Source organism: Serratia sp. TSA_198.1, assembly GCF_052686505.1.
On the sequence record NZ_JBQZFP010000001.1, the window covers coordinates 616,309 to 638,514 of the forward strand.

Annotated in this window: 21 protein-coding genes; 12 read left to right on the plus strand and 9 right to left on the minus strand. The window is 57.2% G+C overall.

The features are described 5' to 3' along the window. Positions 1-8 precede the first annotated feature (8 nt). The gene (locus ACUTSW_RS02915) at positions 9-1,889 is read left to right on the plus strand and encodes a potassium transporter Kup (RefSeq protein WP_445583604.1); all 1,881 of its coding nucleotides are present in this window, start codon (positions 9-11) and stop codon (positions 1,887-1,889) included. 99 nt (positions 1,890-1,988) lie between these two features. After that, positions 1,989-2,294 carry a cupin domain-containing protein gene (locus tag ACUTSW_RS02920; RefSeq protein WP_445583605.1) on the plus strand — a complete coding sequence of 102 codons (306 nt, stop codon included), beginning with the start codon at positions 1,989-1,991 and terminating at the stop codon, positions 2,292-2,294. On the opposite strand, the gene ACUTSW_RS02925 is transcribed toward ACUTSW_RS02920, so the two are convergent. Continuing rightward, entirely contained in the window at positions 2,291-2,884 is a 594-nt protein-coding gene (locus tag ACUTSW_RS02925) for a TetR/AcrR family transcriptional regulator (protein ID WP_445583606.1), read from the minus strand. The two genes, ACUTSW_RS02920 and ACUTSW_RS02925, sit on opposite strands and share 4 nt — an antisense overlap. Before the next feature lie 141 nt (positions 2,885-3,025). Between ACUTSW_RS02925 and ACUTSW_RS02930 the strand changes: the two genes are divergently transcribed. The 3 genes from ACUTSW_RS02930 to ACUTSW_RS02940 are packed head-to-tail and all read left to right on the plus strand — an operon-like array spanning position 3,026 to position 5,902. After that, positions 3,026-4,081: a sugar phosphate isomerase/epimerase family protein gene (locus tag ACUTSW_RS02930; RefSeq protein WP_445583607.1), complete on the plus strand. Its 1,056-nt coding sequence runs from the start codon at positions 3,026-3,028 to the stop codon at positions 4,079-4,081. A 29-nt stretch (positions 4,082-4,110) separates the two neighbouring features. Beyond that, on the plus strand, positions 4,111-5,007 hold the full coding sequence (locus tag ACUTSW_RS02935; RefSeq protein ID WP_445583608.1) for an alpha/beta fold hydrolase: 897 nt from the start codon (positions 4,111-4,113) through the stop codon (positions 5,005-5,007). Next, positions 4,997-5,902, plus strand: a complete 906-nt coding sequence (locus ACUTSW_RS02940) for an alpha/beta hydrolase (protein ID WP_445583609.1) — start codon at positions 4,997-4,999, stop codon at positions 5,900-5,902. Before ACUTSW_RS02935 ends, ACUTSW_RS02940 begins: the two co-directional genes overlap by 11 nt. An 89-nt stretch (positions 5,903-5,991) precedes the next feature. Here ACUTSW_RS02940 and ACUTSW_RS02945 read toward each other — a convergent pair whose 3' ends face one another. Beyond that, positions 5,992-7,425 (minus strand): NAD-dependent succinate-semialdehyde dehydrogenase, encoded by a 1,434-nt coding sequence (locus tag ACUTSW_RS02945; RefSeq protein ID WP_445583610.1) that lies wholly within the window; start codon positions 7,423-7,425, stop codon positions 5,992-5,994. A 230-nt stretch (positions 7,426-7,655) separates the two neighbouring features. Here ACUTSW_RS02945 and ACUTSW_RS02950 point away from each other — a divergent pair, with 230 nt between their 5' ends. The 3 genes from ACUTSW_RS02950 (at position 7,656) to ACUTSW_RS02960 (ending at position 9,807) form a co-directional block, all read left to right on the plus strand. Next, positions 7,656-8,483 (plus strand): AraC family transcriptional regulator, encoded by an 828-nt coding sequence (locus tag ACUTSW_RS02950; RefSeq protein ID WP_445583611.1) that lies wholly within the window; start codon positions 7,656-7,658, stop codon positions 8,481-8,483. A 706-nt stretch (positions 8,484-9,189) separates the two neighbouring features. After that, the gene (locus ACUTSW_RS02955) at positions 9,190-9,522 is read left to right on the plus strand and encodes a hypothetical protein (protein ID WP_445583612.1); all 333 of its coding nucleotides are present in this window, start codon (positions 9,190-9,192) and stop codon (positions 9,520-9,522) included. Beyond that, positions 9,523-9,807, plus strand: coding sequence for a hypothetical protein (locus ACUTSW_RS02960; protein ID WP_445583613.1), 285 nt, complete (start codon positions 9,523-9,525; stop codon positions 9,805-9,807). Positions 9,808-9,811: 4 nt separating this feature from the next. Here the strand turns inward: ACUTSW_RS02960 and ACUTSW_RS02965 are convergent, their stop codons facing one another. Beyond that, positions 9,812-10,228 carry a MarR family winged helix-turn-helix transcriptional regulator gene (locus tag ACUTSW_RS02965; RefSeq protein WP_445583614.1) on the minus strand — a complete coding sequence of 139 codons (417 nt, stop codon included), beginning with the start codon at positions 10,226-10,228 and terminating at the stop codon, positions 9,812-9,814. Continuing rightward, positions 10,228-10,650 carry a GIY-YIG nuclease family protein gene (locus tag ACUTSW_RS02970; RefSeq protein ID WP_445583615.1) on the minus strand — a complete coding sequence of 141 codons (423 nt, stop codon included), beginning with the start codon at positions 10,648-10,650 and terminating at the stop codon, positions 10,228-10,230. Before ACUTSW_RS02970 ends, ACUTSW_RS02965 begins: the two co-directional genes overlap by 1 nt. A gap of 301 nt (positions 10,651-10,951) precedes the next feature. Between ACUTSW_RS02970 and ACUTSW_RS02975 the strand changes: the two genes are divergently transcribed. Together ACUTSW_RS02975 and ACUTSW_RS02980 are read left to right on the plus strand one after the other, a co-directional pair. Beyond that, positions 10,952-11,614 carry a DUF2239 family protein gene (locus ACUTSW_RS02975; RefSeq protein WP_445583616.1) on the plus strand — a complete coding sequence of 221 codons (663 nt, stop codon included), beginning with the start codon at positions 10,952-10,954 and terminating at the stop codon, positions 11,612-11,614. A 133-nt stretch (positions 11,615-11,747) separates the two neighbouring features. Further along, positions 11,748-12,713, plus strand: a complete 966-nt coding sequence (locus tag ACUTSW_RS02980; protein WP_445583617.1) for a DMT family transporter — start codon at positions 11,748-11,750, stop codon at positions 12,711-12,713. A 33-nt stretch (positions 12,714-12,746) separates the two neighbouring features. On the opposite strand, the gene fusA is transcribed toward ACUTSW_RS02980, so the two are convergent. The 5 genes from fusA to ACUTSW_RS03005 all read right to left on the minus strand — a co-directional run bounded on the left by fusA (position 12,747) and on the right by ACUTSW_RS03005 (position 19,848). Beyond that, positions 12,747-14,852: an elongation factor G gene (gene fusA / locus ACUTSW_RS02985; RefSeq protein ID WP_445583618.1), complete on the minus strand. Its 2,106-nt coding sequence runs from the start codon at positions 14,850-14,852 to the stop codon at positions 12,747-12,749. Between the two features lie 201 nt (positions 14,853-15,053). Continuing rightward, positions 15,054-16,091, minus strand: coding sequence for an ABC transporter ATP-binding protein (locus ACUTSW_RS02990; RefSeq protein ID WP_445583619.1), 1,038 nt, complete (start codon positions 16,089-16,091; stop codon positions 15,054-15,056). Next, positions 16,088-17,671, minus strand: a complete 1,584-nt coding sequence (locus tag ACUTSW_RS02995; protein WP_445583620.1) for an ABC transporter permease — start codon at positions 17,669-17,671, stop codon at positions 16,088-16,090. Before ACUTSW_RS02995 ends, ACUTSW_RS02990 begins: the two co-directional genes overlap by 4 nt. A gap of 25 nt (positions 17,672-17,696) precedes the next feature. Next, positions 17,697-18,713 (minus strand): iron ABC transporter substrate-binding protein, encoded by a 1,017-nt coding sequence (locus ACUTSW_RS03000; RefSeq protein WP_004944876.1) that lies wholly within the window; start codon positions 18,711-18,713, stop codon positions 17,697-17,699. A 244-nt stretch (positions 18,714-18,957) separates the two neighbouring features. After that, positions 18,958-19,848 carry a LysR substrate-binding domain-containing protein gene (locus ACUTSW_RS03005; RefSeq protein ID WP_445583621.1) on the minus strand — a complete coding sequence of 297 codons (891 nt, stop codon included), beginning with the start codon at positions 19,846-19,848 and terminating at the stop codon, positions 18,958-18,960. 121 nt (positions 19,849-19,969) lie between these two features. On the opposite strand from ACUTSW_RS03005, the gene ACUTSW_RS03010 reads away from it, so the two are divergent. Together ACUTSW_RS03010 and ACUTSW_RS03015 are read left to right on the plus strand one after the other, a co-directional pair. Next, entirely contained in the window at positions 19,970-20,365 is a 396-nt protein-coding gene (locus tag ACUTSW_RS03010; protein ID WP_445583622.1) for a VOC family protein, read from the plus strand. Between the two features lie 109 nt (positions 20,366-20,474). Next, complete coding sequence (locus ACUTSW_RS03015) at positions 20,475-22,139, plus strand: ABC transporter substrate-binding protein (RefSeq protein WP_445583623.1); 1,665 nt, start codon at positions 20,475-20,477, stop codon at positions 22,137-22,139. The last annotated feature ends 67 nt before the right edge of the window (positions 22,140-22,206 follow it).

A 22,206-nucleotide genomic window follows, 5' to 3' on the forward strand; every position in this document is an offset into this window, starting at 1 on the left:
AGTGTTTGATGACTGCAGAAAACGAGCTGGAACAAACGCCAAAAATGAGTCTGCCGCTGCTGGCCGGTGGCGCGTTGGGCGTGGTGTTCGGCGATATCGGTACCAGCCCGCTGTATACCCTGAAAACCGTGCTTTATCTGTCCGGTGATGCGCCGTCCGCGCCGGTGATCCTCGGCCTGTTATCGCTGATTTTCTGGACGCTGGTGATAGTGACCTCGCTCAAATACGCCATGTTCGCCATGCGGATCGATAACCGCGGCGAGGGCGGTATCATGGCGCTGATGTCGCTGCTGGTCAGCAAGAAGAGCGCCAGGCCGATGGTGGTATTTGCCGGCCTGTTCGGGGCGGCGCTGATTTATGGCGACGGGGCGATCACCCCGGCGATCTCGGTATTGTCGGCGCTGGAAGGGTTGAACATTGTTCTGCCCGAATCGCAGCCCTATATTTTACCTGCGGCGGTGGTGATCCTGGTCAGCTTGTTCGCCATTCAGCCGCTGGGCACTGCACGAATCGGCAAGGTGTTTGGCCCGATTATGGCGCTGTGGTTTTTTTCCATTGCAGCTTTGGGCATTTGGGGAATTATCCATCACCCTGCGGTGCTGATGGCGTTGAATCCTTTGTACGGCATTCACTTTCTGTTCTCAAACGGGGTGACCAGTTTTCTGGTACTGGGCGGAGTGTTCCTTTGCGTAACCGGCGCAGAAGCGTTGTACGCCGATATGGGCCACTTTGGCAAAAAACCTATCTGGCTCGCCTGGTTCGGCATCGTGTTCCCCAGTTTGTTGCTGAACTATGCCGGGCAGGCCGCGCTGATCCTCTCCGGCGCCGACGTGACCCAGAATATTTTTTTCCGCCTGTGCCCGCCGATAATGCAAATACCCTTGGTGATCCTGGCTACCCTTGCCACCATCATCGCCAGCCAGGCGATCATCAGCGGGGCCTTTTCCATGACCCGTCAGGCGATCCAGCTTGGCTGGTTGCCGCGCTTGCGGGTGAAGCAAACCACCGAGGAGAGCTACGGCCAAATTTACATCGGTGCCATCAACTGGCTGCTGATGGCGGTGACGGTCTTTCTGACGGTGTTCTTCAAATCCTCCGATAACCTTGCCGCCGCTTACGGCATCGCCGTTTCGCTCACCATGATCATGACCAGCGGCTTGCTGTTTGTGGCGATGCGCGAGGTGTGGCGCTGGGGATTCACCGCCAGCCTGATGGTTGCCGGCGGATTTTTCATCGTCGATCTCAGCTTTTTGGTGGCTAACCTCAGCAAGGTGCTGCAAGGGGGCTATGTGCCGTTGCTGCTGGCCAGCCTGGTTTATGGCGTGATGCTGATCTGGCATCGCGGCGTGGCTGCGGCGTCACGCACGCTGGGTGAAAAGAGCCTGCCGCTGGCAGATTTCCTGGCGCAGATCGAAGCGCAGGCCATTCCTCGGGTGCCGGGTACGGCGATATTTCTTACCCGTAATCTGAATGGCACGCCGCCGGTGATGAAATGGCACGTCAAACGTAACGGCTCGCTGCATGCCGATGTGTTGGCGCTGAACATCATGATTGTGAACGAACCACGGGTGGCGAATGCCGAGCGGTTGGTAATGCGGCAGCAGTCACCGGGCTTCTGGTGCGGCGTGGCCAGCTACGGCTTTATGGAACGGCCGAACATTCCCCGGTTATTGCACCACGACGAGGCGCAGAAAACCGGGTTGAATTTTGACGACGCCACCTATTATCTGGGACATGAAACCGTGGTGCGCCGCGAAGAAAACGACAGGTTACCGGCGTGGCAGCGCAGTATCTTTGCGCTGATGGTGCGTAACGGCATGCACGTGACGGATTACTACTATCTCCCCAGCGATCAGGTGGTGGAGATCAGCCGCCGGGTGCCGGTGTGACGGTCTGGCTATAGGTTAAAAGCAACGGTTATTTAGCCGCAGGCATGGCGCACGCTATAGTGCGGTGGCGCGATGTGCGCGGCTTTGCTCTGAGGGTTTATGTCACTGTTCGATCTTACTGCGCTGGCTGCCGATTTGCCGCAGGCATGGCGTTCCAGCATTCTGGGGCACGTCGGTTCCGCCAATATCAAAGTGCTGCGAATGGATCAGCGCGCCATTGACGATGAGGTTCACGAATACCATGAGACGCTGCTGGTGATCGAAGGCCAACTGCGCTTGGCGGTGCAGGGCGAGGAAATTACGGTGAACGCCGGGCAACTGTATCAGGCCACAGCCGGCGTGCCGCATCGCGTGTTGGCGGGCAGCCACGGCACGCTGGTGATTGTTGATTTGCCCGAGAATTAATGCCGGTCGCCCAGCGCGGACAACGCCACGTCGACCGCCGCTAACAACCGTTCTTTTGTGACGCCGTCACGTGCTTGTATCGATAAACCGTGCAAAAAGACCGCGAAGTAATCGCCGAGGCTGTCGGCGTCGGTATCCGCCGGTAGCTCCCCGTTTTTCACCGCCAGCCGCAACCGCTCAATAATGCCCTGGGTGCGCAGCAGGCGGTGTTCCGCCAGCCAGATTTTAATGCCGCTGTTTTCAGCGCTGACGCTGGCGGCGGAAGAGACCACCATGCAACCCTGTGGCAGGTCGGTACGGCTGTAGAGCGTCACCGCGTCTTCCAACAGGCGCTTTATCGCCGCCCGCACGCCGGTTTCCTCACTGAACGCCCGCTCAGCAAAACCGCCTTCGTGGTTTTCGTAGCTGGCGATGGCTTCGCGGAACAGCAATTCCTTCGAACCGAACGCCTTGTATATGCGCGCTGAGGCGATGCCCAGTTCGGCCACCAGATCCGACATCGAAGTGCCTTCGTATCCCTGACGCCAGAAGAGATCTCGTGCCTTCAGTAATGCCTGTTCGCGGTCGAATTCGCGTGGTCTGCCTGCCATCGGTCGGCTCCTGTTTGCCTGTCATTCAGTGAGATAGGATCGCTTAAATCGCCTCTGACGCCAACGAATTTCTAAAATCTGCTTGCTGCGGGATTCATTTGAGCCTATTGTTTGTCAATCGACAACCAATAGGAGTTTACGATGAAAACCTTGAAAGGTCCAAGCCTGCATCTCGCACAATTCAGTGACGATACCGCCCCCTTTAACAGTCTGCCCGCCATTGCGCAATGGGCGGCGGACACCGGCTTTAAAGCGCTGCAAATCCCCGCGTGGGATCGCCGCCTGTTCGATTTGGCTACCGCAGCGGAAAGCCAGACTTACTGCGATGAACTGATCGGCATGTTGGCAGACAAGGGGCTGGTAGTCAGCGAACTGACCACCCACATTTTTGGTCAGTTGATGGCGGTGCACCCGGCTTATGATGCGTTGTGCGACAGCTTTGCGCCGCCGGCGCTGTACGGCAACCCGCAGGCGCGCGGCGAATGGGCGCGGCAACAGTTGCTGTTGGCGGCCAAAGCCTCCGCGCGGCTGGGGCTGAGCGAGATGGGCACCTTTTCCGGCTCGCTGGCGTGGCCCTACCTGTTTCCGTTCCCGCAGCGCCCAGCCGGGTTGATCGAGACGGCGTTCGATGAACTGGCGAAACGCTGGTTGCCGGTGCTGAATGCCTGCGACGAACAGGGCGTGAACCTGTGTTATGAAATTCACCCCAGTGAAGACCTGCACGACGGCGTAACGTTTGAAATGTTTCATCAGCGCGTCGGTGGCCACCCGCGCTGCCAGATCCTGTTCGATCCGAGTCACTTCGTGCTGCAACAGCTGAACTACCTGGATTACATCGATATTTATAAAGATTTTATCCGCATGTTCCACGTCAAGGATGCCGAGTTCAACCCGACCGGGCGGCAGGGCATTTATGGCGGTTACCAGTCGTGGACCGAACGCGCCGGGCGTTTCCGTTCGCTGGGCGATGGCCAGGTGGATTTCAAAGGCATTTTCTCCCGGCTGACGCAGCACGGCTACGCCGGTTGGGCGACGCTGGAATGGGAATGCTGCCTCAAGCACCCACAGGACGGCGCCCGCGAAGGGGCGGCTTTTATCCGCGACCATATCATCAACGTCACCGACAAGGTGTTTGATGACTTTGCCGGCGCGCCGGTCGACCAGCAACAGATCAATACCTTGCTCGGCCTGCGCTGAGCCGCGCTATTCCACCACGGAGAACACCCATGAAAATGCAAAATAACGGGTCCATGCTGAATGGACCTGAACCCGAACACGTCTATGCACGGGTCAACGGCAACCGCATTCACTGCGTCACCCTCGGCGAAGGCCGGCCGGTATTGCTGATCCCCGGTTGGCCGCAGACCTGGTATACCTGGCGTTATGTGATGCAGGCGCTGGCAGCGGCCGGCTTTAAGGCGATTGCGGTGGATCCGCCGGGTATCGGCGATTCGGATAAACCCACCGGCGGTTACGACACCGGCAGCGTCGCTGCCGTGCTGCACCAGACCATGCTGCAGCTTGGGCACCCGAGTTATGCATTGGTCGGCCACGATATTGGCATGTGGATCGGCTATGCGCTGGCCAGCGACTATCCGCAGGCGGTGGAAAGGCTGGTGCTGACCGAGGCGGTGATCCCTGGGCTGGCCCCCGCACCGCCGATTTTTGTGTCGCCGGACCAAAACATCTTCCTGTGGCATTTCATGTTCAACCAACTGGCGGATCTGCCAGAGGCGTTGACGCTGGGCCGTGAGAGGGAGTATCTCGGCTACATCTTTAACCGCTGGTCTTATCGCCGTGATCGGGTGGCCGCAGAAACCTATATTGCTGCTTATTCTGCACCGGGCAGCCTGCGCGCCGGTTTTGATTACTACCGCGCCATTCCCGAGACCGTGCAGCAAAACCAGCGGCGTGCCGAGAGCAGGCTCGAAATGCCGGTGATGACCATCGGCGCAGAGCACGCCACTGGCGATGCGCCTTTTGTCACGTTGCGAGATAACGCCGTGGATCTGCGGGGTGAGACGGTCGCCGGCTGCGGTCATTTTATTACCGAAGAGTGTCACGAGGCGTTTATCGCCCTGGTGGTGCCATTCCTGTCGGAGGCGCAGACCTATGCCGCTTGATACGCAGATTGCCCGTTTTCTGGCGGATACGGCAGGTGCGGCGGCACCCGGTTCCCTGGCCGAGATGCGCGCCGCCGCCGAGGCCGTGCTGCTGCAACTGCAGGGCGAAGCGGAAGCCAGCGGCGGCGTGAGGGATTTTACGGTCACCGCCAACGACGGCCATGAGATCGCCATTCGCGCTTATCTACCGCTGAGCGCGGGGGAAACCCCCTTACCGGCCATGCTGTACGCCCACGGCGGCGGCTGGTGCCTGGGGTCGTTGGCGCTGTATGATCGGCCTTGTCAGGCGCTGGCCAATGCCACGGGCCGATTGATCCTGTCGGTCGATTACCGGCTGGCGCCGGAGCATCCGTTCCCCAGGCCGCTGGAGGATTTTTACCAGGCACTGTGCGCAGTGGTTGAGCGGGCGGATGAGCTGGGGATTATCGCCGGGCGCGTCGCGGTTGGCGGCGACAGCGCAGGCGGCAATCTGGCGGCGGCCGTGGCGTTGCTGGCCCGTGACCGAGAAGGGCCGCAGATCGAACATCAGCTGTTGCTGTATCCGGCGCTGAGCGGCGCTATGAATACCGCCAGTTATGACGACTACGCGCAGGGGTATTTCTTGACCCGGGAAGTGATGGCGTTTTGCTGGGAGACGTATCGGGGTAAAGAGGGGAAACCGCGCAATCCTTACGCCGAGCCATTGCATGCCGAAACCTTACGGCAGTTGCCACCGACGACCATTCTGAGCTGCGAGTACGATCCGTTACGCGATGAGGCCGAGCAGTATGCGCAACGACTGCGTGAGGACGGGGTAGCCGTGCGCTGCGAGCGATTGCCGGGCATGGTGCATGCCTGTATCCATATGCTGGGGTTAACCTCGGCGGCGCGGGTGCTGTTCGACAAGGCCGTCTAACCTTTTGTTAGTGTGCTGAAAGCTGCGCCTGGTGTGACTAATGCCCCGCATTGGCATTGCGGGGCATTGGCGTTTCCAGCTATGGGCGTCTAACGGCCGGCGACGGTGACGAAGCGGGTTTCCAGATAGGATTCGATCGCCTCACTGCCGCCTTCGGTGCCGTGACCGGAGTCTTTCACCCCGCCAAACGGCGTTTCAGGCAGGCCGAAACCGATGTGGTTGATGCTGAGCATGCCACTTTCCACATCGCGGCCCAGCGCGGTTACCGTGGCGATGCTACGGCTGTAGGCGTAGGCCGCCAGACCGTAAGGCAGGCGGTTAGCCTCGGCTATCGCTTCCTCATAGGTGGCGAACGGACGCAGCAGGGCGACTGGGCCAAACGGCTCCTCAGACATCGCCCGCGCGCTCAGCGGGACGTCGCGCAGCACCGTTGGCTCAAAGAAGTTGCCGCTGCCCGGCAGACGGTTGCCGCCGGTGCTGGCCTTGGCGCCCTGGTCGATGGCGTCCTTCACGAAGGCATCGATGGCTGTGACGCTGCGCTCCAGCACCATCGGCCCCATGGTCACGCCTTCATCCAACCCGTTGCCCAGCTTGATGTCGCGCACCGCTGCGGTGAATTTATCTACAAAGGCTTCATAGACGCCTTGCTGGATCAGAAAACGGGTTGGGGCGATACAGACCTGGCCGGCGTTGCGGAACTTGGCCAGTGCCAGCTCTTTGGCGGCGGCGTCGAGATCGGCATCGTCGAAAATCAACACCGGCGCGTGGCCGCCCAGCTCCATGGTGGCCTTTTTCATATGCTGCCCGGCCAGCGCTGCCAGATGTTTGCCCACGCGGGTGGAGCCGGTGAACGAGATCTTGCGAATGGTCGGGTGCGGGATCAGGTATTCGGAGATGTCCGCCGGGGTGCCGTACACCAGCGCGATCACGCCAGCCGGGATGCCTGCGTCGGCAAAGGCTCTGATCAGCTCTGCCGGTGAGGCCGGGGTTTCTTCCGGGCCTTTGATGATGATCGAGCAACCGGCGGCCAGCGCGGCGGACAGCTTGCGCACGATCTGGTTGATCGGGAAGTTCCACGGCGTAAAGGCGGCAACCGGGCCGACCGGCAACTTAAGGGTTTGCTGTTGAACATCGCGGCTGCGGGCAGGGATGATTTGGCCGTAGGTGCGGCTGGCTTCGCCGGCAAACCAGTCAATGACGTCCGCCGAATTAAGGATCTCAACCTTGGCCTGAGCCACCGGTTTGCCCTGTTCCTGCGTCATGATGGCGGCGACAGAGTCTGCGCGTTCGCGCAGCAAGGAGGCGGCTTTACGCATCAGGATGGCGCGCTGATGGGCGGAGGTGTCGCGCCAGAGTTTAAAACCGCGTTCGGTAGCGGCCAGCGCCAGATCGAGATCGGCTTGTGCGGCGTGCGCCACGTTGCCAATGACCTCATCGGTAGCGGGGTTGGTGACCGGCAGGGTTTTGCCGGCGACTGCGCTGCGCCATTGTCCGTCAATATAGAGTTGAGTATCTGGATACATTTTTGCCTCTTACTTTCAGGGAGTTAAACACCGTTTCCCGCTCTGCGGCGGGATAATCAAACCCGCTGACGCCGATCAACAGACGCCAGGCGATGGGTAAAATACCCTACGCCGAATGAGCGCGATCGTCCAGGGAACCGCGGTGTGCACTACTCAAACGGCATCGGTTTGACTATCATACAAGCCAGGTTTGGCCTTGATGCAGGGCGGTTGCAGGAGATGGAGGTAGAGTGCAGGGTGTTCCACAGCAGTTCCCCTTCGAAAAAGATTGCGCACAGTTCCGGCAGTTGCCGCAACTGCCGGGCGTAGAGCTTTACCACGCCCATATCGAGCGCTATGTCTTCGAACCGCATACCCACGACGCTTTCGCCATCGGCACCGTCGATGTCGGCGCCGAGCGCTTTCGTTATCGTGGTGCGCAGCATCTGGCGGCACCGGGTTCGCTGGTGTTGATGAACCCGGACGAACTTCACACCGGCGAGGCGGAAACGGCCGGTGGCTGGAATTACCGAATGCTCTATCTTGAACCCCAGGCGCTGGAGTTGCTGTCCGGCGAGCAGGGTTTTTGGTTTACCGATGCGGTACGCCAGGATCCGCAGGCAGCGCGGCAACTTTCGGCGACGCTGGCCGCACTGTGGCAAGCCCGGGATCCGATGACGATTGATGACCTGCTGCTGCAAGTGGTGGCGATCTTCCGCCCCCACGCGCGAACCGCACGGCCGCTGAAAGATGAGCCGGCGCACCGTTTTGACATCGTCAAAACCTACCTGCGCGATAACTTTTCCGCTGCCATCACGCTGGATCAGTTGGCGGCGCTGGTGTCGCTCAGTCCGTACCATTTTTTGCGCAAATTCAAAACCGAATACCATGTATCGCCCCAGCAGATGCTGATGGCGATTCGCCTTGCGCAAGCCAAGCTGATGCTGGGGCGCGGTATGCCTGCTGCGCAGGTAGCCGCGGCGGCGGGGCTAACCGATCAGGCGCATTTAACCCGCGCTTTCGCCAACCGTTACGGCGTCACGCCTGTGCGCTATCAAAAACAGGTCATGGCCCGCTGAGTATCGCCATTAATGTACGCGAGTAAAAATGCTCTTCTTTTGAGGATGCCAAGGGAAGGTGACATTCAATTCTCTGACTGTTGGAGCATTACAGGATTAATTAACAGGTGGACATATTGGTAGAAAGTTAACGCTTCGCAGAGATTTTTAAAGATATTTATCTTTTTTATTGATGTTTTTATATTTATCGGATAATAATTATCCAGAAGGCGTGATTTATATTTATTAGCGTTCTGGCTAAAACGTATCGTTTATATTATCAATTAATTAAAAACTCGTTTTCATATGTTTTTTTTGCGAAAATTTAATAATAACATTGACCAGGCTGATAATGAGGGTGGCGGTAATTTCTCAGGTTTAACTTTTGTCAGGTAAACTGAGCCTCTCTCTTTTATTGCCATAACATTTTGAATTATATTGCTAATTTAAAAGAAAAGATCATGAGGCGTGTAAAGAATGAGGGTGCTGAAAGTCATTGAGTTATCTGTCACTTCGCTATTATCTATTTTTATAATGACAACCCTGCTTAAGACATTGCATATTTCTTGGGGGTTTGTTGCAATCCCGGAAGGTTTGGATAGGGTACTGATACCCTTGTTCGTTTTGTATGGTTCAATAAAGTTAGCGGAATTGATTGTCAAACCACTTAAGTGGCTTTGGTTCAATAGTAAAAAATAGCTTATAAAATAAAACATCGAAAAGGAATATGATGATAATACTTACTTTAAAAGAACATCAGTTAATCAGCGGTAGCGGAGATGGAAACAATGGCGGGGACAAGGAAACTTACCGCGGCATTGGATATGGGGCTCAGGCTAATGGTTTTCAACCTAATCTTGCTGCTAAAGACTATGGGTTATTTCAAGATTTATCAAATCCTTGTGTGGCTGCTATCGCCTCTGGCGCTATTGGCATCGCTGGCGCATTTGTTAGCCGAAATGGTGCAGGGATTGCAACGGCTATGGGTTCCGCAGCCATTGGTATTGGCGGAACCTGTAATAACAGCTCTGGTAGAGATCGTGGGGTTCCATTTAGGTAGGTGAAATTTTATCACTATCACAACAGCCTCTGTATCGTGGGTACAGAGGCTGTTGTTTACGCTTTGACCGGCATTGATAACCCCCATCACCAGATCGTGCCACGCCCCGCTAAAACAGCAACCTGCTATGCTGAAATAGCAAAACTGAGTGCATCTAACAAGAACAGCACACCTAAACCATTAAAATCAAAAGCGACACCTGAATTTTTCTCGTCACATTTGTATGTTGTCGTTGTACTGCTGTGGTATGCCCAACTTTTCGATACTGACGGCGTTGCTCATTAGAGCATTAAGACGCATTTGCCAGCGTTACCATTGCGGCGAAAACAGTTGCAACCACTGCCGGGGTAAATGACTCGAGAGCTTTTGTGCCAACACTCGCTGCAGTTTCACGCGCCACGTTCACCAATACACGGCCGGGGGCGCGAAGCACGACCTGACGAAGCCCATTGGTGCTGTCGCGTGCAACGAGGCCAATTTTTTCGAGAACGATCAATTGACGCACTACGGCTGATTGCGGTTTACCAATCTGTTCCCCGAGTACTGATATATTGACCCGATCGCCGTCCGATCGCGCGATAACATTCAGTAGCGTAAAGTCACTGAAGCTGATGCCATGATATGTGCCCAATTCATCGTCAAGCTTAAGTTGCAGACTGGCCTGAGCACGATATAACGCCAAACAAAAATCGAGATTTGTGTTCATCAAGGCTTCTTCCTGGGTTCGTCGTAGCTAAGTTGGTCGGGGCTGCGGATTTCCTGGCGCCACAGGCTCACCAATATTTCTAATTCCCGCGCGGCATCGAAAGCGGGATCTTCACTGGCTTTAACCCTGTCGAGTACCTCAAAGAGAAAGTTACTCTCACCATACTCGACCCAATCCTGCGCAAGTCTCAAGTTCCGATGTTGTGCATATCGCAGTTCAAAAAGATGCCGGTTGAGTGTTCCTTGAACGTTAGCACTGCCTGCAACCAATACTCGCCCCGTAATCTTGTTACGGATCGCATACACCCCCGCTCGGGTTTTCGTGTCCAGGTACTGCCGTTTCAGCGCTTGTTTGTCTGTCATCATCCCTCCTCTTCGTTTCAGGTAAGTCATGGTTTTGTTGTCAGCGGTATGCGTTTTCACGAATAATACCCGGATAATATTCCCTGTCAATAATACCCGGGTAAATATGCCTATCGCTATACCGCATGAAAATTTGGGGTTGATGGTGAATGGGGCAGACAGCCCCTGGAAGAGGGCCTCTCATCATCGGTAAATGGGGTTATAGTCTGAATTTGCTGCTGTTATGAGTCACCGGTAGTGGCAAGTTTCGCGGATGTCGTCAAAAAGGTGGCTAATCAGAATGAAACTGTCTTCATAATATTTACTCTTAATTTTATCCGGGTATATTAATGACCCTTAACATCCCATTGAGGTTAAATGCATGTCTGAATACCTGTCTAAGGCTTCGACAGCCTTTGGTGACCAACAGTTGCTGTTCTCAGGTCCGTTGGTTGAGGTTGCACTTGCCGTTAAAAATGAGCTCGGAAAGGGATCGTTAAGAACATTTCTTGTCTTTGATGATATGACAGGCAGCGTGATCGACTTGGACCTGCGAGGGTCCGATGCTGACGTTGTAGAGAGGCTTTCCTGTCCTCCCCAGCAATTCACGGGGCGTTATGCCCCCCGCCGGGACAAGTCGGCAGAGACGATGGAAGACGATTCTGCAGAATCGAAAGGACGGGGTAGACCAAAATTAGGTGTCGTTGCTCGCGAGGTAACCTTACTGCCCAGTCAATGGGACTGGTTAACCACCCGACCCGGCAGCGCATCCGCTATACTCAGGCGTCTGGTAGACGAGGCCATGCGCTCGGAGGGGGAGCGTGAACAAAAACGGGCAGCTCATGAGGCTGCTTATCAGTTCATGCAGGCAATCGCCGGAGATTTGCCTGGCTATGAGGAGGGAGTTCGCGCACTTTTCGCAGACAATCGAACCAAACTTGAACAATGTATTGCAGCATGGCCTGTAGATATTAAGGCTTATACTCTACGCTTGGCTTTCGGTTTATCAGATCAACCCACTAAGAGAGCTACTAAGGCCGGCTAAAATATCACCATAAAAACAGGCTTAACGTAGTTTCCCAGCTTGGCCCGCTAAAACAGCAACCTCCTACAATATCGCCACGAGCAATTGGGCTAGGCTGCTCCTGAAATTCATTCACGGGTTTGATGGAGTCACTATGTTTGTTGGCGTGTTATTTGCCCTCTCGGCTGGGCTGATGTGGGGGCTGATTTTTGTCGGCCCGGTATTGATCCCCGAATATCCTGCGGCGTTACAGTCCACCGGGCGTTACCTGGCCTTTGGCCTGATTGCCTTGCCGTTGGCCTGGCTCGATCGCCGCCGGTTGCGAAAGCTGCAGCGTAAAGACTGGCTTGAAGCGCTCAAACTGACGGCGATCGGCAACCTGCTGTATTACCTGTGCCTGGCAAGCGCCATTCAACGTACCGGGGCGCCGGTGTCCACCATGATTATCGGTACGCTGCCGGTGGTGATTTCAGTCACCGCCAACCTGTTTTACAGCCGGCATGACGGGCGGCTTTCCTGGCGGAAGTTAACGCCGGCGCTGGTGTTGATCGCCTGTGGGCTGGCGTTCGTCAACGTCGCCGAACTGAAGGGCAATACGGCACCGCTCGATCTCTGGCGCTATATCAGCGGTTTGGGGCTGGCGCTGTTGGCGGTGGCCTGCTGGACCTGGTTCCCGCTGCGCAATGCCCGCTGGCTGCGGGAAAACCCGGACCAAAGACCGGCCACCTGGGCGACGGCCCAGGGGGTAGTCACCTTGCCGCTGGCGTTGGTAGGTTACCTGTTGGTTTGCGGCCAGTTGGCCCTGACTCAGCCGGCGTTTGCGCTGCCGTTTGGGCCAAGGCCGGGTGTGTTCGTCCCTTTGATGATTGCCATCGGCATGTTGTGTTCGTGGATTGGCGCGCTGTGCTGGAATGAGGCGAGCCAGCGCTTGCCGACGGTGTTGGTGGGGCCGCTGATCGTCTTCGAAATTCTGGCGGGGCTGGCCTATACCTTCATGCTGCGCCAGACGTGGCCGCCGCTGTTGACGCTGTGCGGTATCGCCTGCCTGATGATCGGGGTGGTCTACGCGATGCGCATCAAACCGCAGCCGGTGGTAGTGCGGTTGGCAGAGAAAGAGTGACGCCTGCCGCGTAGGCGGCAGGCAGTGAACCCCTTAACGTTTACTGTGGTGAATGATCTCTTCGGCCACGTTGCGCGGCGCTTCGGCGTAGTGGCTGAACTCCATGGTGTAAGTCGCGCGGCCTTGGGACATCGAGCGCAGGGTGGTCGAGTAGCCAAACATCTCGGACAGCGGCACTTTGGCGCGGATCTCCTTGCCGCCACCGCCGGGGATATCCTCCATGCCTTGCACCAGACCGCGCCGCGACGACAGATCGCCCATCACGCTGCCGGCATAGTCTTCCGGCGTTTCCACCTCTACCGCCATGATCGGTTCCAGGATCACCGGGTCAGCCGCGCGGCAGGCTTCTCTAAAGCCAAAGATCGCCGCCATGCGGAAAGCTTGCTCAGAGGAGTCGACGTCATGGTAAGAGCCGAAGGTCAAATGTACTTTGACGTCAACCATCTGATAGCCGGCCAGCACGCCGTTGTTCAGCGCTTCCAGCACGCCTTTTTTCACCGCAGGAATATACTCGCCCGGGATCACGCCGCCCTTGATTTCATCGAAGAACTCGAAGCCTTTGCCCGGTTCGTTCGGTTCCACCGTTAACACCACGTGGCCATATTGGCCTTTACCGCCGGACTGCCGCACAAATTTGCCCTCCACGTCGACCACGCGTTTGCGGATGGTTTCGCGATAAGAGACCTGCGGTTTGCCGGTGGTGGTCGCCACGCCAAATTCACGGCGCATGCGATCGACGATAATTTCCAGGTGCAACTCGCCCATGCCGTAAATAATGGTTTGACCGGAATCTTCGTCGGTGCGTACGCGGAACGACGGATCCTCGGAGGTGAGGCGTTGCAGCGCGATGCCCATTTTTTCCTGGTCGGCTTTGGTTTTGGGTTCAATCGCCTGCGCAATCACCGGTTCCGGGAACACCATTTTCTCCAGCGTGATGATGGCGTTAGGGTCGCACAGGGTGTCGCCGGTGGTGACGTCTTTCAGCCCCACGCAGGCGGCGATATCACCGGCGTGCAGTTCTTCGACCTCTTTGCGGTCGTTGGCATGCATCTGCACGATACGGCCAATGCGCTCTTTTTTGTCTTTGATCGGGTTATAGACGCTGTTGCCTTTGGCCAGCACGCCGGAATATACCCGAATAAAGGTCAGTTGGCCCACGAAGGGATCGGTCATCAGCTTGAACGCCAGCGCCGAGAATTTTTCGTCGTCGGCGGCCCGGCGGATGATGATATTGTCGTGTTCGTCATGGCCTTCCATCGGCGGAACGTCGAGCGGCGAGGGCATCAGTTCGATCACCGCGTCCAGCATGCGCTGTACGCCCTTGTTGCGGAAGGCCGAGCCACACAGCATCGGCTGGATTTCACCGGCGATGGTGCGCAGGCGCAGGCCGCGAACAATCTCTTCTTCACTCAGCGGTTGCTGGTTGAGGTATTTGTCCATCAGCTCTTCCGAGCCTTCGGCGGCGGCTTCGATCATTTTATCCCGCCATTCTTGCGCAGAATCGCGCAGTTCGACCGGGATCTCTTCAAAACTGAAACTCATGCCCTGAGAAGCTTCGTCCCACAGGATGGCCTTCATGCGCACCAAATCCACCACGCCGGTGAAGTGGTCTTCGGCGCCAATCGGGATGACGATCGGCACCGGATTGGCTTTCAAACGTTCGATCATCATTTTGCGCACGCGGAAGAAGTCGGCGCCGACGCGGTCCATTTTGTTGACGAACGCCAGCCGCGGCACCTTGTATTTATTGGCCTGCCGCCAGACGGTTTCTGACTGCGGCTGCACGCCGCCCACCGAGTCATAGACCATGACCGCACCGTCCAGTACGCGCATTGAGCGCTCGACCTCGATGGTAAAGTCAACGTGCCCTGGGGTATCGATAATATTGATGCGGTGCTGCGGATAATTATGCTGCATGCCGTTCCAGAAGCAGGTGGTCGCCGCCGAGGTAATGGTGATACCGCGCTCTTGTTCCTGCGCCATCCAATCCATGGTGGCTGCGCCATCGTGCACTTCGCCCAGCTTGTGACTGACCCCGGTGTAAAACAGAATCCGCTCGGTGGTGGTGGTTTTGCCGGCATCAATGTGCGCCGAGATGCCGATATTGCGGTAGCGTTCGATAGGGGTAGTACGTGCCATAATTAACCTTTCTTAGCCGCGTTAACGAAGGGCGGCTTAAATAGCATGAATATTTATGATAATCCTCAATGGGTTACCTTCTGGACCTTCAAGTGAATGAATCGGTCACAGAATAATCGTAGTTGATGAAGGGGGATTTACTAAGCAATGGCTGCGATAGGTGAAGCCTGAATGTTCGGGGCGGCGAGCCGCCCCATAACGTTACCCGGCAAAGATATGCGCCTGCCCGATGATATTCAGGCAGACTTGGGAACCGGCGCGGATGCCTTCACGGCTGACGGTTTTTATTTCGATAGCGGCGTCGCTGCCGCTCATGCGCAGGTTGAGGGTCGAGACAAAACCGGCGAAATCGATGCTGGTGACCACCGCCTGGCCCTGTTGCGCCGGCTCGGACAGGCTGATTTGGATCTGTTCCGGGCGCAGCATGATGCGGGCAGGCCCCTGGCGTTGGCGATCGTCCACCGCAATCCGGCCCAGAACGCAATCGGCCCAGCCGTGTTCAAGTTTGGCTGAAAGCACCAGGGTTTCCCCCAGGAAGGTGGCGGTTGGCTCATCCACCGGTCGCAGATAGAGATCCTGCGGCGGGCCCACCTGCGCCAGCCGGCCATTGCGCATCACCGCGACCTGATCGGCAAACGACAGCGCTTCCGTCTGATCGTGGGTCACCAGAATTGACGCCACCTTGGCTTCCGCCAGCAGTTCCGCCACCGCTTTACGGGTTGCGGCGCGCAGGCCGGTATCCAGGGCGGAGAAGGGCTCGTCCAACAGCATCAGCTTGGGTTGCTGGGACAGCGCGCGCGCCAGCGCCACCCGCTGCTGTTGCCCGCCGGAAAGTTCATGCGGCCACAGCGCGCCCAGCCGCCGATCCAGCGCCACCATGTCCATCAACGCATCAACACGCCGCTGCTTGTCACGCTTGCTGCCCTTCAGGCCGAAACCGATATTCCCGGCCACGGTAAAGTGCGGAAACAGCGCGCCGTCCTGCGGTACAAAGCCAATGCCGCGCAGGTGCGCCGGCACCCAGCCGCTGCCGTTGGCCATCGGCAGGCCCTGCAAGATAACCTGGCCGCTGTCCGGTATTTCAAAGCCGGCGATAATGCGCAGCAAGGTGGTTTTTCCCGAGCCGGAAGGGCCGACAATCGCGGTGCGGCTGCCCTGTGCCACCTGCAAATCCACGTGCTCCAGTACCTTGACCGAATTATAGGACTTACCGATACCCTGCAGTTGAAGCGTACTCATAATCCCGCCGTGCGTTTAGATTGAGAATAAAGAAGCCAGGTCAATGGCAGCGATAACGCCACCATAATCAGTGCGTAAGGTGCAGCCGCCACGTAGTCGATCTCGCTGGTCAGCGCCCAGAAGCCGGTCGCCAGCGTGCGGGTACCGTTCGGCGCCAGCAGCAGCGTCGCGGTCAACTCATTGGCTATCGCCAGAAACACCAAGGCTGCACCGGCAGCCGCGCCGGGTGCGGCCAGCCGCAAAGTGGTGCTCCACAGCGCCTGCGCCGGTGAGCGGCCAAGGCTGCGCGCCACGTTTTCCAACTCCACCGGTGCCTGGGCAATGCCTGCACGCAGGTTGATCAATGCCCGTGGCATAAACATCAGCAAGTAGGCCAACAGCAGCGTGATTTCCGTCTGATAAATCGGTCGGAAGCTGTGAATGGTAATGGTCACCAGCGCCAGCGCCACCACGATGCCGGGCAGCGAACTGGTGACGTAATTGCAGCCTTCCAGCAGCCGATACAGCCGCGCCGGATAACGAACCGACAGCCAGGCCATCGGGACGGCGCACAGCGTGATCAGCAACGCACCGCTGGCGGCCAGCGACAGCGTTTGCAGCAACGCGGGCAGTAAATCCGCATTGCGCCAGACCTCAATCCCGCCCAGCGTCAGCCAGCGGGCCAGAGTGATAAAGGGCACGCCCAGCGCCAGCGCGCTAAGGCCCAAAGGCAGTAGCAGGGCAAGCAGAGTCGTCACCGGCCCCAGGCGGTAGGGGGTTTGGCTGCGGGCACTGCCGGAGCCTACCCGGGCATAACGCGCGCGGCCGCGGCTGGCGGCCTCCAACAGCAGTAAACCCAGGCAGCACAACACCAGCACCCCGGCCAGCATGTTGGCTGCCGGGCCGTTAAAGGTGGACTGGAACTGATCGAAAATGGCGGTGGTGAAGGTGTCAAAACGGATCATGGCGTACAGGCCGTACTCCGCCAGCAGATGCAGCGCGATCAGTAACGATCCGCCCCAGGTCGCCAGTTTGAGCTGCGGTAACACCACGCGGAAAAACACCGCCAAGGGACGGGTGCCGAGCGACGTGGCGACGTCTTCAATGCCGGGATCCAGGCGACGCAGCACCGCTGCGGCCGGCAGATAAATAAACGGAAAGTAGGCGAGGACTGAAATGAATACCCCGGCTCCCAGCCCATGCATCGAGGGCACCAGGCTGATCCAGGCATAGCTTTGCACAAATGCCGGAACCGCCAGCGGCGCGGTCGCCAGCAGCGACCAGATGCGGCGGCCCGGCAGCGTGGTGCGCTCCGTGAGCCAGGCCAGTGTGACCCCCAGAATGGCGCAAATTGGCAGCGTGAAGACCACCAGTAACAGGGTATTGAGCAACAGTTCGGCCACCCGGGGGCGGAATACCAGAGCTTTTACCGTCTGCCAGCCGGTTTCAAACGCCACGCTGACGACAAACCCCAGCGGCAACAGGGCCAACAGGGAAAGCAAAAGGGCAGCCGCCACGATAAACAACCCCGGCCGCTGATGCAGCCGGGTAGTGGTGTAACGCGGTGTTGCGCCGGTGGCGTTAAGGCCAATATTCGACATAAGGTAAAAACTCTCTAAAACCGGCTTACAGCAGCCCGGCCTCGGTCATCAGTTCAACTACTTTTTTACCGTTCAACTGCGAAGCGTCGATTTTCGGCGCGTCCAGCTCTTTCAGCGGCACCAGTTTAGGATTGGAAGCCGCGTTCACGCCTACCGCATATTCGAAGGCGTTATTGGTACGCAGAATGTCCTGGCCGTTCTTGCCGGTGATCCACTTCACGAAGGCCTGAGCCTGTTGTTGGTGTTTGCTGGAAGCCAGTACGCCACCGCCGGAGGTGCTGACGAACGCGCCCGGATCCTGGTGTTTGAAGTAGTAAAGTTTGACGTTTTTGCTGTTTTCGCCGGTCTTGGCACCGTCGACGAACGGATAATAGTGATAGATCACGCCGCTGTCGATTTGGCCGGCATTGACCGCTTTCATCACCGTGCTGTTGCCCTTATAGGCGGTAAAGTTGGTTTTCATCGCTTTCAGCCATTCCAGCGTGGCCTTTTCGCCTTTCAGCTCCAGCAGCGCGCTGACGATCGCCTGGAAATCCGCACCGGATGGCGAAGCGGCCCAACGGCCTTTCCATTCCGGCTTGGCCAGATCCAGCAGCGATTTAGGCAATTGCGCTTCGGTCAGTTTGGCCGGGTTGTAGACGAATACGGTTGAACGGGCGGCGATGCCGATCCAGCGGCCATGCTGCGGGCGGTACTGCGGTTCAACCTGCGCCAACGTCGCGGCATCCAGCGGGGCAAACAGTTTGGCGTTGTCCACCAACACCATCGCCGGGGAGTTCTCCGTCAGGAAAACGTCGGCGGGGGATGCGCTGCCTTCCTGCACCAGTTGGTTGCCCAACTCGCTGTCACCGCCGTTGCGCAGGGTGACCTTGATGCCGGTGTCTTTGGTAAAGCCATCCACCCAGGATTTCACCAGATTTTCGTGCTGAGCGTTATAAATAACGATGCCGTCATCGGCAGGGGCCGCATGAGCGGAAAACGCCAGCATCATTGATGAGGCGAGCAGGGCAACGGGGCCTAGAGAAGAAAGACGCAGCTTCATACTGTTATCCTTTTTAGAGGTCGAAGAAGAAAAGCGAATATCGCCTGGCGAGCGCAAGCAGGCCCGATTGTAGCCAAGAACAGTCATAATGATAGTGAAAACGATTCGTATTAAATTATTTTTTGCATTCGCTCATAAATTAACTCGCCTTAAGGAAAAATTAAGCTTCAGCCTGAATACTCTGAACTGATTGCCTAATGTCGAAATAATTCATGCAGTTGGAAATATCCCCTCACGCGCTCGCCTACTCAGACGCCGCCATCTCAACCGCAAACCAGTCTGCCAGTTGCGCTACGGCGAGGCTGTGCTTGCCGTCGGGGTTGCTGACAAAATAATGCGCAGCGCCCGGCAGCGAGTGCTTGAACGGCGCCACCAGCACGCCACTCTCCAGCGCATGCTGCACCAGCAGTTGGCTGGCGATAACCGCGCCCTGGCCGGCGATTGCCGCCTGAATGGCGTGGGCTTCGTCGGTAAAGCGCGGGCCGGCGTCGACCGTCAGCGCCGCCGGGCCAAACTCGCTGCGCCAACGCGGCCAGTCGGGGGAGGGTTGCGGCACCTGGCGGCCATCGATGTGTATCAGCGTGGTTTGCAACAGATCCGCGATTGAAGCGACATTCAACTGCGGGTTGACGACCAGCATGAAGCGGTCCTGTTGCAGCAATCGCGGCGACAGCAGGTCATCCGGCCTGTTGCCGTAGCGGATCGCCACATCAATCTGCTTGCTGCGCAAATCCACAATGCGGTCATCGGCGTGCAACCGCAGATCGATGGCGGGAAACTGCCGCAACAGCGCCGGCAAACGCGGCACCAGCCAGTGGGTGATCAGCGCCGTGGTGGCGGACAACGTCAACACCGCCGGGCGCTGGCGTTCACCGATATTCTCCACCGCCGTCTGCAACAGGTTGAACGCCTGCGCGCTGGCCTGTTGCAGGATCTTGCCGTCGGCGGTCAATTCCACCTTACGCGGCGTTCTTTCGAACACGCTGACGCCCAGCAGGCTCTCCAGCAACCGAATTTGGTGGCTGATGGCCGTCGGCGAAACGCCAATTTCTTCCGCAGCCAGTTTAAAACTCTGCAGTCTGGCGACCGCGTCAAAAGCCCGTAGTGACCCCAGGGGCGGCAGTTTTCTTTTCATGATGAGCTATTTTCATCTTTGGTTGAGAACTATGACTTTGAATTGCCATTTGCTGGCGGGTTATTTTCTGTATGCAGGTTAACAGATGAAAATTACTCAGCAAAATAACCAGGAGATAACTATGTCTGCATCATCGGTAAAACAGCTTCGTCTGGTGATCACCACCGAAGATTTTGATAACGCCCTGGCTTTCTACCGCGATCGACTGGGGTTGACCCAGATCGATGCGGTGCCGCCAGACAGCGGCAGGGTGGCGATCCTCGAGGCGGGCCAGGCCACGCTGGAGCTGGTGGAACCCGCCACCGCCGCTTATATCGACCAGATAGAAGTGGGAGCGCGCGTTTCCGGTTGGATCCGGGTGGCATTTGAGGTGACCGATATTGCCGCAACCACGGCCAGCCTGGCGCAGGGCGGCGCGCAGGTGTTGTCCGAGCCGCGGGTTACGCCCTTCAATTCGATCAATAACCGGCTGGAAGCGCCGGCCGGATTGCAACTGACGTTGTTTCAACCGCTGTAAACCGATGTCCGCCATGTTGGCGGGTATTTATTTGATAATGAAAGAAATTCATCACGGCTTTTGGTTATGAGTCATAGCGATTAATCATTTAATTTATTCAGCTGCTTCAATGAATATGAGCGTCTGCAAAACACCAATAAGGGATAAAGGCGTGAAATATTCATTCAGATTTAACGGATTAGCCAGTCTAATCTTCCTTTCATTGCAAGCAGCTTCGCTGGCTCATGCTGCCGAAGTGCCGGTGGGCGTCAAGCTAGCGGCCACGCAGGAACTGGTGCGGGCCAATGGCTATGAGCCTGCGACGCTGGATCCCAATCTGGCTGAAAGCAACGTGGAGTTTAATATCTTCAATGACCTGTTCGAAGGATTGTTGCGGGTGGGGAAAAACGGCGAGGTTATTCCCGCGCTGGCCACCCAATGGGAAAACCAGGGCAATGTCTGGACCTTCCATTTACGCCCGGAAGCCAAATGGTCGAACGGCGATCCGGTTACCGCCGAGGATTTCGTCTTCAGTTGGCGTCGCCTGACCGATCCCAAAACCGCCTCGCCGTACGGCAGCTATCTGGCCTCGGCCTATGTGCTTAACGCCGCGGAGATTAATGCCGGCAGCAAACCGCCGGCGGAGTTGGGGGTGAAGGCGCTGGATGCCAATACCCTGCAGGTCACACTGTCTGAGCCGAACTCCTATCTGCTCAAACAGTTGGTGCATTTCCCTGTGTTGCCGGTGAACCGCAAGGCGGTGGAAAAATACGGCAAAAACTGGACGCAACCGCAGAATTTCGTCAGCAACGGCGCTTTCAGGTTAACGCAGTGGGTGGTGAACGAAAAAGTGGTGGTGGAACGTAACACTCAGTATTGGGACAACGCCCATACGGCGCTTAACAAAGTGACTTTCCTGCCGCTGCAAGGATTCCCCGAGGTGGCGCGCTTTCGTGCTGGGGAGATCGAGCTGGGCTATAGCACCCCGCCGGAACTCTATCAGCAGTTGAAAAAGAGCCAGGGTGAGGAACAACTGGTGACTTATCCGTTACTGTCCACCAGCTATTTTGCTTTTAACACCCGGCAGGCCCCTTTTAATGACGTACGGGTGCGGCAGGCGTTAAATCTGGCGCTGGACAAAGAGGTCATCGCCACCAAGGTGTTGGGCTACGGCCAGCAACCGGCCTGGACCTTTACCCCCTCCGGGGCCGGTGGTTTTACGCTGAAGGCCGGTGAGGCGGCGGGGTGGTCGCAGGAGCAGCGGGTCGCCCAGGCGAAAAAACTGCTGGCGGAGGCCGGATTCAACGCTGAGCGCCCGTTGCAGTTCAATTTGTTGTACAGCAATGACGCCACCATCAAGAAGATTGTCATCGCCAGCAGTGCGATGTGGAAAAAGAATCTGGGGGTTAATGCTACGTTGCAAAGCCAGGAGCGCAAGGTGACGCTGGATAACATCAACAATGGGCATTACAGCGTAGCTTTTTCTCGCTGGCTGGCAGACTACAACGATCCGTCCACCTTCCTGAACGTCTTCCGCTCTACCAGCAGTGAAAACTCCGCCAAATATGCCAACGAGAATTACGATCGGTTGTTGCATCAGGCCACAGCGGCGAAGACACCGCAGCAGGTACAGCACTATTTCCAACAGGCCGAGGATAGGTTGGCGGTGGATACGCCGGTGGCGCCGGTTTATTACGAAGCCAACGCCACGCTGGTCAAACCCTATGTGAAAGGCATCGATTTTACCCGACAGGGGCCGTTGTACGACAAGAACGCCTATATTATCGCTCACTGACGTCCTAATAATAGGGGTGGGATTTTTCTGCCCCCTTTTTATTATCTTTACGGTTAAAATGGTTTTT